General features: G+C 65.3%; 15 protein-coding genes and 1 tRNA gene. All 16 read right to left on the bottom strand.

Annotation, left to right across the window (positions count from 1 at the left end):
* Positions 1 to 172: 172 nt before the first annotated feature.
* A tRNA-Lys gene (locus ABB30_RS01100) sits at positions 173 to 248 on the bottom strand.
* A gap of 66 nt (positions 249 to 314) precedes the next feature.
* Entirely contained in the window at positions 315 to 1,010 is a 696-nt protein-coding gene (queC, locus tag ABB30_RS01095) for a 7-cyano-7-deazaguanine synthase QueC (RefSeq protein WP_275452390.1), read from the bottom strand.
* Positions 1,011 to 1,040: 30 nt separating this feature from the next.
* Positions 1,041 to 1,733 carry a 7-carboxy-7-deazaguanine synthase QueE gene (queE, locus tag ABB30_RS01090; protein WP_057636397.1) on the bottom strand — a complete coding sequence of 231 codons (693 nt, stop codon included), beginning with the start codon at positions 1,731 to 1,733 and terminating at the stop codon, positions 1,041 to 1,043.
* A gap of 72 nt (positions 1,734 to 1,805) precedes the next feature.
* Positions 1,806 to 2,612: a tol-pal system protein YbgF gene (ybgF, locus tag ABB30_RS01085; RefSeq protein WP_057636396.1), complete on the bottom strand. Its 807-nt coding sequence runs from the start codon at positions 2,610 to 2,612 to the stop codon at positions 1,806 to 1,808.
* 3 nt (positions 2,613 to 2,615) lie between these two features.
* On the bottom strand, positions 2,616 to 3,131 hold the full coding sequence (gene pal, locus ABB30_RS01080; RefSeq protein ID WP_057636395.1) for a peptidoglycan-associated lipoprotein Pal: 516 nt from the start codon (positions 3,129 to 3,131) through the stop codon (positions 2,616 to 2,618).
* A 61-nt stretch (positions 3,132 to 3,192) separates the two neighbouring features.
* Positions 3,193 to 4,506, bottom strand: a complete 1,314-nt coding sequence (tolB, locus tag ABB30_RS01075) for a Tol-Pal system beta propeller repeat protein TolB (RefSeq protein ID WP_057636394.1) — start codon at positions 4,504 to 4,506, stop codon at positions 3,193 to 3,195.
* A gap of 119 nt (positions 4,507 to 4,625) precedes the next feature.
* Positions 4,626 to 5,696, bottom strand: coding sequence for a cell envelope integrity protein TolA (gene tolA / locus ABB30_RS01070; RefSeq protein WP_057636393.1), 1,071 nt, complete (start codon positions 5,694 to 5,696; stop codon positions 4,626 to 4,628).
* A complete protein-coding gene (tolR, locus tag ABB30_RS01065; protein WP_057636392.1) occupies positions 5,686 to 6,132 on the bottom strand; it encodes a protein TolR in 447 nt (148 codons plus the stop codon). Before tolR ends, tolA begins: the two co-directional genes overlap by 11 nt.
* Positions 6,133 to 6,153: 21 nt before the next feature.
* Positions 6,154 to 6,930 carry a protein TolQ gene (gene tolQ / locus ABB30_RS01060; protein WP_057636391.1) on the bottom strand — a complete coding sequence of 259 codons (777 nt, stop codon included), beginning with the start codon at positions 6,928 to 6,930 and terminating at the stop codon, positions 6,154 to 6,156.
* A complete protein-coding gene (ybgC, locus tag ABB30_RS01055) occupies positions 6,927 to 7,370 on the bottom strand; it encodes a tol-pal system-associated acyl-CoA thioesterase (RefSeq protein WP_057636390.1) in 444 nt (147 codons plus the stop codon). Before ybgC ends, tolQ begins: the two co-directional genes overlap by 4 nt.
* Positions 7,360 to 8,409 (bottom strand): Holliday junction branch migration DNA helicase RuvB, encoded by a 1,050-nt coding sequence (gene ruvB / locus ABB30_RS01050; RefSeq protein WP_057636421.1) that lies wholly within the window; start codon positions 8,407 to 8,409, stop codon positions 7,360 to 7,362. The genes ybgC and ruvB overlap by 11 nt, the downstream gene beginning before the upstream one ends.
* A 42-nt stretch (positions 8,410 to 8,451) precedes the next feature.
* Entirely contained in the window at positions 8,452 to 10,350 is a 1,899-nt protein-coding gene (locus ABB30_RS01045; protein WP_057636389.1) for a potassium transporter Kup, read from the bottom strand.
* Positions 10,351 to 10,395: 45 nt separating this feature from the next.
* Complete coding sequence (gene ruvA, locus ABB30_RS01040) at positions 10,396 to 10,995, bottom strand: Holliday junction branch migration protein RuvA (protein WP_057636388.1); 600 nt, start codon at positions 10,993 to 10,995, stop codon at positions 10,396 to 10,398.
* A gap of 11 nt (positions 10,996 to 11,006) precedes the next feature.
* On the bottom strand, positions 11,007 to 11,525 hold the full coding sequence (gene ruvC / locus ABB30_RS01035) for a crossover junction endodeoxyribonuclease RuvC (protein WP_057636420.1): 519 nt from the start codon (positions 11,523 to 11,525) through the stop codon (positions 11,007 to 11,009).
* Positions 11,526 to 11,571: 46 nt separating this feature from the next.
* Complete coding sequence (locus tag ABB30_RS01030) at positions 11,572 to 12,303, bottom strand: YebC/PmpR family DNA-binding transcriptional regulator (RefSeq protein ID WP_057636387.1); 732 nt, start codon at positions 12,301 to 12,303, stop codon at positions 11,572 to 11,574.
* 89 nt (positions 12,304 to 12,392) lie between these two features.
* A complete protein-coding gene (locus ABB30_RS01025) occupies positions 12,393 to 13,007 on the bottom strand; it encodes an esterase/lipase family protein (RefSeq protein ID WP_057636386.1) in 615 nt (204 codons plus the stop codon).
* Positions 13,008 to 13,018: the final 11 nt, after the last annotated feature.

Genomic DNA, 13,018 nt, shown 5'->3' with positions numbered 1-13,018 from the left:
CCCTTCCTGCCAGATCAGGCCGATGCCTGCCGGCGGGAAGGCTAGCGCATCTGCGGCCGTATTCCTACGCCCTGCTCCATGCCTGAGGCCGGCTCGGGCTACAGCAGGAACAGCAGGAACAGCAGTGCCGCAAACACGAAAAAGGCTGCCTTGCGGCAGCCTGATTCATGCGTGGTGGGCCGTGATGGATTCGAACCATCGACCAAAAGATTAAAAGTCTTCTGCTCTACCGACTGAGCTAACGGCCCGTTACGCGGCTCGGCTGCAAAAGCCGAGCGCGAATTATACATCAACAACTTGCGCTTGCGAAGCCCTCACACATACGCCGTAGGATCGGCCACACCGGCATCGGCAAAACCGTCCGCACGCAGCTTGCAGGCATCGCAGTGCCCGCAGGCCCTGCCGTCGGCATCGGCACGGTAGCAGGACACGGTCAGGGCGAAATCCACCCCCAGGCGGGCGCCTTCCGCGGCAATCTGCGCCTTGCTCAAGAATTGCAGCGGCGCATGCACCCGGATGCCTGCCCCTTCAACCCCGGCCTTGGTGGCCAGGTTGGCCAGCGCCTGGAAGGCGGCGACAAACTCAGGGCGGCAATCCGGGTAACCGGAGTAATCCACCGCATTGACGCCGCAGAAGATATCCGCCGCACCGAGCACTTCGGCCCAGCCCAGGGCCAGTGACAGCATGATGGTGTTGCGTGCCGGCACATAGGTCACCGGGATGCCCTGCCCGCCGGCCTCGGGCACGTCGATATCGGCGGTCAGGGCCGAGCCGCCGATACTGCGCAGGTCCACATCCACGACCTTGTGTTCGGCCACCCCGAGAGCGGCGGCCACACGTACAGCGGCATCCAGTTCGGAGGTGTGGCGCTGGCCATAACGCACACTCAGGGCATGCACGGCAAAGCCCTGCTCACGGGCGATGGCAACAACGGCGGCCGAATCCATGCCGCCGGAAAGAAGCACGACTGCTTTTTTCATCTGTGTTTTCCGGTTGTTGGTTGCGGCCAGCACGCTGTCCCGCGCCGGCAGTGGTCCGGCTCAGCGGCCGGGTTCGTCATTCCACAGCAGCTTGTGCAGCTGCATCTGGAAACGTACGGGAAGCCTGTCGGCGATGATCCAGTCGGCCAGCTCACGCGGCGACACCTGGTCCTTGCTCGGCGAGAACAACACCATGGTGCGCTGGTGCAGCTGCCGGGCCAGCACCATGTCACGCGCCCACTCATAATCGCTGCGCGAGCAGATCACGAACTTGAGCTGGTCATGCGCGGTCAGCAGGTCGATGTTTTCGGCGCGGTTGCGCCCGGCCTCACCCGAATCCGGGGTCTTGACGTCCACCACCCGGCTGATCCGGCCATCCACCCCGGCGATGTCCAGTGCACCGGAGGTTTCCAGCGATACCGACAGGCCGGCATCACACAGCTTGGCCAACAGGGTCAGGCAACGCTTCTGCGCCAGCGGCTCGCCACCGGTAACGCAGACATGGCGCACGCCATGGCCCAGCACCTCGGCCACGATGTCATCAATTTCGCGCCACTGCCCCCCATGGAAAGCATAGGCCGTATCGCAATACTGGCAGCGCAGCGGGCAACCGGTGAGACGTACGAACACGGTGGGCCAGCCGATGGTGTCGGCCTCGCCCTGCAGGGAAAGGAAAATCTCGGTGATCTTCAATCGCGACAGTGGCGACTGCTCGATCTGGCTGGGCTGGGCAAAGGCTTGTGCCGGTTGCATCGCGATAATCCTGATAAACGAGAAGGCCGGCGCTACGGCCGGCCCTGGGCAACGGGGCAAACAGCTGGCACGTCAGCGCAGGCTGTGCTGGCCCAGTTGCAATGAGCGCAGGCGATCACGCGCGATGCCCGCCGCGTCACTGCCCGGATAACGCTGCCCCACCTGCTGCAAGGTCTGCTGGGCAGCCTCGACATCGCCGGCGGCATTCTGCGACAGGCCCACCTTGAGCAGCGCGCCTGCGGCCTTGTCATGGGTCGGATACTGGGCGAGCAACTGTTCAAACTGCGTACGTGCCTGGCCGTACTGGCCAGCCGCATAGTGGCTTTCGCCCAGCCAGTACAGCGCGTTGGGCGCATACACCCCGGCCGGGTAAAGCTCGAGGAAACTCAAAAAATACTGGGTGGCATCGGCATAGCGGCCGGCCTTGAGCGCATCGAAGGCCACGTTGTAGGTGGTGCGCTCATCATGGGTGGCAGCCATCGCACCGGCATCACCACGCACGGTGGGAGCACGTTCGGCGACGGCGGCGGGTGCAGGTACAGGCGCAGCGGCCGGAGCCGCTGCTGTCGGGGCCACAGGAGCGGCAGTGGCGCCGCCCTCGAGGCGCTCCAGGCGGCCATCCAGGTCCAGGAACTGGGCCCGGTTGAGCTGCTTGAGCTGTTCGTTCTCGTGCTGCAACTGCTCGATGGTGCCCTGCATCTCGGTCAACTGCGAACGCAACTGCTGCAGTTGGTTGAGCATGTCGGTATTGGCCTGGGTATTGAGCAGCTGCTGCTCAAGGCTGGCCACACGATCGCCCAGCGAGGCCCGTTGGGCCTGCGCCGGTGCAGCGGCCACGAAGGCCGCTGCAAGCATCAGCGAAATGATCCGCTGCTTCATCGCTTACTTGGCGGTGTAAACGATTTCAACGCGACGGTTCTGGGCCCAGCAGGCTTCACCGGAATCGGTGCAGACCGGACGCTCTTCACCGTAGGACACCACGGTCAGCTGGGCAGCCGAACCACCGGCAGCCTGCAGAGCCGAATTCACGGCATTGCCACGGCGCTCGCCCAGGCCCTGGTTGTAAGCGCGCGAACCGCGCTCGTCAGCATGACCCTGCAGGGTGATGCGCGAGGACGGACGGTCACGCAGGTACTTGGCGTGGCAGGACATGATGGCCTGGAATTCCGGCTTCAGGGCGTCCTGATCCAGATCGAAGTAGACAACGCGCTGACGCAGGCAAGCGTCGGTGTCCAGATCGTTCGGACCGTAACCGGTGGCAACCGGAGCCGGGGTCGTAACGATGTCGCTCGGAGTCGGGGCCGGAGCCGGGGCTTCTTCCTTGACCTTCTTCGAGCAGCCAGCCAGAACGGCAACGGACATCAGCGAAACAAGCAGAACACGGGTGGACTTGTTCATGGTTTACCTCAGGCTCCTAGCCAGTGAGATGGGTGAATGGAACGCGAATATTAACACTTATTTAGCGCTGGTTCCGGTAGGGAGACCATGCCGGCTCACGCACATCACCGTCGGCAAGGACCAACCGCTGCCGGACGCGCCCGTCGGCAGAAACGGCATACAGCACGCCACGGCGCCCCTCACGGGCGGCGTACAGCAGCATGCTGGCATTGGGGGCAAAACTGGGTGATTCATCCAGCGAACCGGGCGACAGGGTGCTCCAGCGCGGGCTGCCCAGGCTGCGGTCCATCACCGCGATGCGGTAGGTATTGCCGCTGCCCTGGGCCACGGCGATCTTCTTGTCATCAAACGAGATCGAGGCGGTGGCGTTGTAATTGCCCTGGTGGGTGACACGGGTCGCACCACCGCCACTGACCGGCACCTGGTAGATCTGCGGGCGGCCGCCACGGTCGGAGGTGAAGTAGATGGTGCTGCCATCGGCACTGAAACGCGGCTCGGTGTCGATGGAGAAGTGGTTGGTCAGCTGGGTCAGGCCCTTGCTGGCCAGATCCATCACATAGATTTCCGGGTTGCCCGAGCGCGACAGCGACACCGCCAGCTTGCTGCCATCCGGCGAGAAGGCCGGCGAGGCATTGACGCCGCGGAAGCTGGTGACCAGCTCACGCGCGCCGGTGCTGATGTTCTGCACGTAGATGGCCGAGTTGCCACGCTCGAAGCTGACATAGGCCAGCTTCTGCCCGTCCGGGCTCCAGGCCGGCGACAGCAGCGGCTCGGCCGAACGCACGATGGTCTGCGGGTTGTAGCCATCCGAATCGGCCACCATCAGCGCATAGCGCATGGCATTGCCGCTGCCGGTGGCGGTGACGTAGGCGATGCGGGTCCAGAAGGCACCACGCACGCCGGTGATCTTCTCGTAGATGGCATCGGCCATCTGGTGGGCGACATCGCGCATGGCATTGCTGCGTGCGGTCATCGCCAGGCCCAGCAGGCGCTCGGCACGGGCCACGTCATACAGTTCGTACTCGACCCGGTAGGCACCGGCACCAGCATCCAGGACCCGGCCGATCACCAGGTAATCCTGCTTCAGCGCACGCCAGGTGGCGTAGTTGACCTCGCTGCCACGCACCGGACGCTCGACAACCTGGGCTTCGGGCAGGGTACGGAACTGGCCGGAACGGTCCAGGTCGGCACGCACCACCGCAGCCACATCGGTGGACGGCGGATTGCCCCCTTCATACGGCATCGGCACCACGGTGATCGGCAAGGCCGAGGCGTTGCCACCGACGATATCGATCTCCAGGCCACGCTGCTGTGCCATCACGGCAAACGGCAGCAGCAAGAGGGTTACAACAGCAAGCCAGCGGGGCATTTTCATTTTCGGCACTCGATCCGCTCTTGGGGAGCCAGAAGGCATAACAGGGGACGTATTAACAACCGGGCAATCATGAACCAAGCGGGGTGAAAATTGCAGCACTGATCACGCTTTGCACCGCATTACCGGTCACGCGCCTCGAAATTGAAGTTCAAGGTGCGTTGGAACACCGACTCAAAACCACGGTAAGGCAGCGGTTGTGCGCGCAGGATCGCCGCTTCCACCGAACGCCGGCCAGCCTCGTCGTACGGGCAGCCCGTACTGAAACTGACCTCCTGCACCTCGCCACCGGGCAGCTGGCGAATGGTCAGGCGGCAGCGCTGGCCAACCGGAATCGAATCCGGGCGCACCCACTGGTTGAGCACCGCCTGCTGCAGGGCTGCGGCGTACTTGGCGGTGAGGTCCTCGCTGGTGCCACCGGCACCGGCACGCGGGGTGCTCGGTGCATTGCTGGCGGCATTGCTGGAGGCACTCTGCGCACGCGCTTCGGCCAGCTGCTTGAGGCGGGCCTCGGCGGCCTGTGCCTCACGCTGGGCCTGCTCGCGCTGGCGCCGGATCTGGGCCAGACGCTGCTGCCGTTCTGCCGCCTCGGCGGCCTGCCTGCGCTCGTCGGCCAGCTTCTTCTCGCGCTCCTCGGCCTGCTGTGCGGCCAGGCGACGGCGCTGCTCGGCCTCCTCCACACGCTTGCGCTCGGTCAGGTCGATCTGTTCCTGGCGGCGCTTGGCTTCCTGCTCCTGGCGCGCCTTCTGCTCGGCAATGGCCAGCGCACTGACGCGCTCCTGGTCCACCGTATCGGGCTGGGCGATACGTTCCTGGGCGTTGTGCTGCACCGGGGTGGGCGCATCCATCGGCCGCGGCTCGGGCACCGGCTGCGGCGGCGGCACGGTGTCTTCCGGTGCGGGTTCGGGCGCTGGTGCCGGTTCGGCCACCGGCTCGGCCACCGGGGTGGGCAGGTCTTCCAGCTTCTCCGAGGCAGCCAAGGCACGCCGGGCCGCACTGGCCTCGCTGGAAGACACTTCCAGGCTGGCCTGCAGCGGATCACCGGCGGCCGGTTCGACGCTGCGCTGCGGTGACCACCACCAGGCCAGCACGAAGATCAGCAGCAACAGCAGATGGACACCGACCGCCAGCGCCAGGTCACGACCCAGCGACGGCTGCTGCGGGGCGGGCAACGGAGGCAGGTCAGCGTGCATTGCCGCCCGATTCGGTTACCAGGCCCACCTTTTCGACCTTGGCACGCTTGAGCGCATCCATGGCCACGATGACCTTCTCATAGGGAACCTGGCGATCGGCACCGACCACCACACGCAGATCCTTGTCCTGGGCGACCATCGCCGCCAGGCGTGCCTCCAGTTCGGCCGGCTCCATTGCCTGCGGCTTGTCCTTGGGCAGCTGCAGGGCCAGCTGGCCATCGCTGCGCACGGTGACGATCAACGGGTCGCTCTTGGTTTCCAGCGCGCGGGCACTGGACTGCGGCAACTCCACATCGGCGGTGACCGACAGGTTGAGCAGCGGCGTGGTGACCATGAAGATGATCAGCAACACCAGCATCACGTCGATGTACGGCACGACGTTGATGTCGCTTTTGAGCTTGCGGCGCTTGCGCCGATTGAAGACCGATACGGTCATGGGCTGTGCTCCGGCGCTGGATCAATCTTCGCTGGCAGACTGGCGCTGCAGGATCGAGCTGAACTCTTCGGCGAAGGTTTCATAACGCACCGACAGCCGCTCCAGACGCGTGGTGAAGCGGTTGTAGGCCCACGACGCCGGAATGGCCACGAACAGGCCGATGGCGGTGGCGAACAAGGCTTCGGAGATACCCGGGGCAACGGCGGCGATACCGGCCGATTCACCGCTGTTGACCATGTCATGCATGGTCACCATGATGCCGAACACGGTACCGACCAGGCCCACGTACGGAGCGGTGGAACCGATGTTGGCCAGGGTTTCCAGGTTGCGCTCCAGCACATCCACCTCGCGGGTGTAGCTGGTGCGCATGGCACGCTGCGCCCCTTCCAGCTGCGCACGCGGGTCCAAGCGGCCACGGCCGCGCAGACGGGTGTATTCGCGGTAACCGGCCTCGAAGATGGCCTCCAGGCCTTCCACCGCACGGTTGCGGTCGCTGGCCGCGCTGTACAGCTTGCCCAGGTCGGCACCGGACCAGAAACGGTTCTCGAACTCGTCGGCGGCCTGGTTGGCCAGTTTCAGGGCCCGCTGCTTGCGGAAGATGATCACCCAGCTGGTCAGCGAACCCACCAGCAGCAACAGCACGATCAGCTGTACCGGCAGGCTGGCCTTGGCCATCAGCGAGAGGTAGTTGATGCCTTGATGACCGCCTGCCGCAGCGGTGTCAGTGGCCACGCTGACCACCTCCTCGGGCAGTGCTTGCACCACGGTGGCCGGCAGTGCCAGAAGCGTTGCGATCATCCCTTGTTCCTCAGTGATTCGTGTTGGACTTGTAGCGGTTCAAATACGGACAACATGTGTGCATCGATCGGCTGGGGGCGGAAATCTTCCGCACCCACGGCCGCCAGTCGGACCGTGGCACTGGCCAGCAGCTGCCCGTCCCGGCGCACCTGCTGGGCCATCACCAGGCTGGCACGCCGGCACTGGGTGAGCTCCACGCTCACTGTCAGTGCATCGTCCAGACGGGCCGGCTTGTGGAAGTCCAGGCTCATCGCACGTACGACGAACACCTGGCCACCACCGGTACGCATGGCCTCCTGGCCCCAGCCCAGTGCGCGCATCCACTCCGTGCGCGCGCGCTCCATGAAGGCCACGTAGCGCGCGTGGTAGACCACGCCACCGGCATCGGTATCTTCCCAGTAAACCCGGGTCGGCCAGATGAATGGTTGTTCAATCGACATCGATAGCCTCTGCGCCAGCGGCAAACAGGTCGGCCGGCGGGTTTTTCGGTTTCAGGCCCAGGTGACGCCAGGCTTTCTGGGTCGCCATCCTGCCACGTGCGGTACGTACCAGAAAACCCTGCTGGATCAGAAAAGGTTCGACCACGTCCTCCAGCGTGCCGCGCTCTTCGGAAAGCGCTGCGGCCATCGACTCGATACCCACCGGGCCACCGTCGAAGTAGTCGATCATCGTGTGCAGCACGCGCCGGTCCAGCTCGTCAAAGCCCTGCGGGTCGACCTTGAGCATGGACATCGCGGCCTGCGCCACGGCGCCATCAATGGCGCCATCAGCCTTGACCTGGGCGTAGTCACGCACACGGCGCAGCAGACGGTTGGCAATACGCGGCGTGCCACGCGAACGGCGGGCGATCTCGGCCGCGCCATCGGCATCACAGCTGATGCCCAGGATCTGCGCCGAGCGGCTGACGATGCGGGTCAGCTCGTCGGCCGAATAGAACTCCAGACGCTGCACGATGCCGAAGCGGTCACGCAGCGGCGCGGTCAACAGGCCGGCACGGGTGGTGGCACCGATCAGGGTGAACGGCGGCAGGTCGATCTTGATCGAACGCGCGGCCGGGCCCTCGCCGATCATGATGTCGATCTGGAAGTCTTCCATCGCCGGATACAGCACTTCCTCCACCACCGGGGACATGCGGTGGATCTCGTCGATGAACAGCACATCGTGCGGCTGCAGGTTGGTCAGCAGCGCGGCCAGGTCACCGGCCTTCTCGATCACCGGGCCGGAGGTCATGCGCAAGGCCACACCCAGCTCGTTGGCGACCACCTGGCTCAGGGTGGTCTTGCCCAGCCCTGGCGGGCCGAAGATCAGCACATGGTCCAGCGCATCACCACGGTGCTTGGCCGCCTGGATGTAGATTTCCATCTGCTCGCGTACCGGCTGCTGGCCAAGGTACTCGTGCAGACGTTTGGGGCGGATGCTGGCGTCGGCGGCCTCGTCTTCGCGGGTCGCGCCGGCACCGATGATGCGGTGATCTGTCATGTGCGCATTATGCGCCCAGACCATCGCATCCGGTGCGACAACTCAGATTTCAACCTGCGCTCCCAGCTCGACCAGACGGTTGCCCGGAATGCGGAAGAAACCCGACGCCGGCGCCGCATTGCGGTGCATGAAGGCAAACAGCTTGTCGCGCCAGACCGGCATGCCTTTCTTGGCACTGGCCACAATGGTCTCGCGGCTGGCGAAGTAGGTGGTGTCCATGGCATCGAACTGGATCTGCCCGGCCTGGCAGAAGCCGGCCAGGGTGGCCGGCACGTCCGGGGTCTCCATGAAGCCAAAACGCAGGGTCATGGCATGGAAGCCGTCTTCCAGGGTGGTCACGCTGACCCGCCGCTTGGCGCTGGCATAGGGCACCTGCAGCACCTGCACGGTCAGGAACACATTGCGCTCGTGCAGCACCTTGTTGTGCTTGAGGTTGTGCAGCATGGCCTGTGGCGTGGTGCCCAGGTCGGTGGTCAGGAAGATCGCCGTACCCGGCACCCGCACCGGCGGGGAGATCATCAGCGCCGGGATGAAGGTGGCCACCGGCAGGCCGTCACGCGCCACTTCTTCGGCCAGCAGTTCGCGGCCACGACGCCAGGTGCGCATCAGGGTGAACAGCACGATCCCCAGAACCACCGGGAACCAGGCCCCCTGAGCCAGCTTGGCGCCATTGGCGATCACGAAGGCCAGGTCGATCAGGAAGAAGGGCACGCACAGCGGCAGGATCCACTTGCGCGAGGATGGCCACAGCGTGCGCGCCACCAGGGCCAGCAGCAGGGTATCGATGAGCATGGTGGCCGACACCGAAATGCCGTAGGCCACGGCCAGGTTGGAGGAGGAACGGAAGGCCAGCACCAGGCCGATCACCATCACGGCCAGGCCCCAGTTGATGCCCGGGATGTAGATCTGGCCGATGGTGTCGCGCGAGGTGTGCTTGATCCGCATGCGCGGGATGTAGCCCAGCTGCATGGCCTGGCGCGAGACCGAGAAGGCGCCGGTGATCACCGACTGGCTGGCAATCACCGCGGCCAGCGTGGCCAGCACGATCATCGGGTACAGGGCCCAGCCCGGCACCGACTGATAGAACGGATTGGCCACCGCTTCGGGATGGGCCAGCACCAGCGCGCCCTGCCCCAGGTAGTTGAGCACCAGGCAGGGCAGCACGAAGAAATACCAGGCATGGCGGATCGGCGGTGCGCCGAAGTGCCCCATGTCCGCATACAGTGCCTCGCCACCGGTCACCGCCAGCACCACCGCGCCGAGGATGAAGACCCCGTGCCAGCTGTGTTCGGCGAAGAAATTGGCCGCCCACCACGGATTGAAGGCCTTGAGCACTTCCGGCTCGGCGACCAGGTTCCAGACCCCGATCGCGGCCAGCGACAGGAACCACAGGGTGGTGATCGGGCCAAAAATACGCCCCACCTTCTCGGTGCCGAAGCGCTGGGCGGCAAACACGCCGAGCAGGACCACGATGGTGATCGGCACCACGAACGGCTTCAGGCCGGGCGCGGCCACTTCCAGGCCTTCCACCGCACCGAGTACCGAGATGGCCGGGGTGATCACCCCGTCTCCGAAAAACAACGAGGCGCCGAAGATGCCCAGGATGCCCACCACATAGGCGCTGCGCGAGCCATTGCGCAAGGTGCGCTGGGCCAGTGCCATCAGGGCCATGATGCCGCCCTCGCCCTCGTTGTCGGCGCGCATGATGATGGTCACGTACTTCAGCGTGACCACGATCATCAGCGCCCAGAAGGCCAGCGACAGCACGCCCAGGACGGTGTCGTGGTTGCTGTCCAGGCCGTAGTGGCCGGAGAAGGCCTCCTTGAGCGTGTACAGCGGGCTGGTGCCGATATCGCCAAAAACCACGCCGATGGCGGCAATGATCAGCGGCAATCCGGCCTTGCCGGCGGCATGGGGATCGTGATGGGTCGGGGTCGACATGGTGCCGAGCCTATGCAGGTAGGAGTGAAAACGACGGCAGGGCGCTCAGCGCAATGCCGACTGCAGTGCCTTGCGGATGACCACGGCGACATCATCGCCCTCGCCTGCCGCGTCCTTGGCCATCTTTGCTGCTTCGGCCGGCTTGTAGCCCAGCTGCTGCAGGGCCACGGTAGCTTCGGCCACCGGATCCTGGCCCGGCGCGGCGGCCAGTTGCGGCCCGGCCGCACCACCGGCACCGACAAAATTGCCGGCCTTGTCGCGCAGCTCCAGCACCATGCGCTCGGCGGTCTTCTTGCCGATGCCGGGAATCTTGGTCAGGGCGGTCACATCACCGTGGGCAATCAGCTGGCCGAAGGCTTCCACGCTGACACCGGACAGCACCGCCAGGGCGATCCTGGCGCCGATGCCGGAGACCTTCTGCACATCACGGAACAGGCGGCGCTCGTTCTCGCGCAGGAAGCCATACAGATTGACCGCATCTTCCTTCTGCGCGTAATGGGTGAACAAGGTCACCTCGCGGCCCACCTCGGGCAGGTCGTAGAAGGTGCTCATCGGCGCTTCCAGCTCATAGCCCACGCCCCCCACTTCCACCATCAACCAGGGCGGCGCCTTGTACACGACCACCCCACGCAGACGTCCGATCATTGCCTTTCTCCTTACTTGCGCCAGGCCTGGCGCGTGTTCACGCCCAGCCGCTGCGCGGTGGCGCGGACATGGGCATGGGTGATGGCCACGGCCAGCGCGTCAGCCGCGTCGGCCTGGATCTTGCCGTTCAGGCCGAGCATCAGGCCGACCATGTGCTGGACCTGGGTCTTTTCCGCGCCACCCCGCCCGACCACCGCCAGCTTGATCTCGGTGGGGGCATACTCGGCCACCGGCAGGTCATGCAGGACCAGGGTGGTGATGGCCGCGCCACGGGCCTGGCCCAGTTTGAGGGCCGAATCGGCGTTCTTGCCCATGAACACCTTCTCGATGGCCACTTCGTCCGGGCGATATTGCGCGACCAGGTCGCGCAGGCCCAGGGCGAGGGTTCTCAGGCGTTGCGGGAAATCGTCTGCGCCCAGCAGCACCAACGGGCCATGCCAGACCGGGGTGACCCGTCCGTCGGCTGCCACGTCGATGATGCCCACGCCGGTACGCTGCGAGCCGGGGTCAATGCCGATGATGCGGGTCATGTGCATGGGACGCGGGCCGGTGTTGCCACCGGCCCGGCATCATCGGTCAGCCGTACAGGCTCGGATCGAGCTCGGCGTTGGAATAAACGTTCTGCACGTCATCCAGGTCCTCGAGCATGTCCAGCATCTTCTTGACCTGGGCGCCGGCATCGCCGTCGACCTTGATGTCATTTTCGGCGCGGAAGGTCACTTCGGCGTGGTCGGCAACAAAACCGGCGGCGGCCAGTGCGTCCTTGACCTCGTTGAAGGCTTCCGGCGCGGTGATCACATCGATCGAGCCGTCATCGGGGTAGACAACGATATCATCGGCGCCGGCCTCGATGGCCGCCTCGGTGATCGCGTCCTCATCGGCGCCCGGGGCAAAGCTGATCACGCCCAGCTTCTTGAACATGAAGGCCACCGAGCCTTCGGTGCCCATGTTGCCGCCGCACTTGTTGAAGGCATGACGCACGTCGGCCACGGTACGCACGCGGTTGTCGGTCAGACAGTCCACGATCACCGCCACGCCACCCGGGGCGTAGCCCTCGTAGCGGACGTTCTCGTATTCCACGCCTTCCAACTCGCCGGTGGCCTTCTTGATCGCACGCTCGATCACATCCTTGGACATGTTGGCCGACAGGCCCTTGTCCATGGCGGTACGCAGGGCTGGGTTGTTGTTGGGGTCGCCTCCGCCACCCCGAGCAGCCACGCTGATCTCACGGATGATTTTGGTGAAAATCTTGCCACGCTTCGCGTCAGACGCGTTCTTGCGGGCTTCGATGGAGGGACCACGACCCATGGGAGTTTCCGTACGTTTTGACAGGAACAGGAACGCAGATTCTACCTGATCGCCACCGATCCGAACGGGCACCGACGCAAGCCGGCAGATCAGGTACCGGCAAAACCGCCCTGGCGCAGGAAATGCACGATCTGACGGGCGGTCTGCTCCTTGAACGGCAAGCCGGTATGGCTGGCCGCCACCTCGCAGTGATCGGCCAGGCCCGGCCAGCGGGTTTCGGCCAGGCCGACGGTGCCATCCGAATCCGGGCCCTGGGCGCGCAACACCCGCCCCACCCCGTGCGGACTGGTGCCAGCGATCTGGCCAATCCGCACCGCCGCCTCCCATGCCGGCTGCCCGGCAGCCAGCAATGCCCCGCTGCGGCCGAGCATGGCTCCCAGCCGCAACTGCTGCAGCTGGCGCGCGGTCTGGCTGCCGCACAAGGGCGAACCGACACAGACCAATGCCCGTACGGACAGATCGGCATGTTCACGCAGGGCCTGCAAGGCCACCAGACCGCCCAGACTGTAGCCAACCAGCGCAGTGGCCCGGGTCTGCTCGATACACCGGACCAGCGCCGGCACAGCCTGCCGCGGACCACCGAAAATGCTGTCATAGGCAAACGGTTGCGCATCGATGCCGGCACGACGCAGACGCCAGACCAGCGGCAGCATCCAGCTGCCGGGGTTCCAGATGCCATGCAGGACCAGGACGGGTTCGTTCATGCCGGCCAGCC

Origin of the sequence: Stenotrophomonas ginsengisoli, assembly GCF_001431485.1 — a bacterium.
In the GTDB taxonomy this organism is placed as follows: Bacteria; Pseudomonadota; Gammaproteobacteria; order Xanthomonadales; family Xanthomonadaceae; genus Stenotrophomonas; species Stenotrophomonas ginsengisoli.
This window is presented reverse-complemented; position numbering and strand designations above follow the sequence as displayed.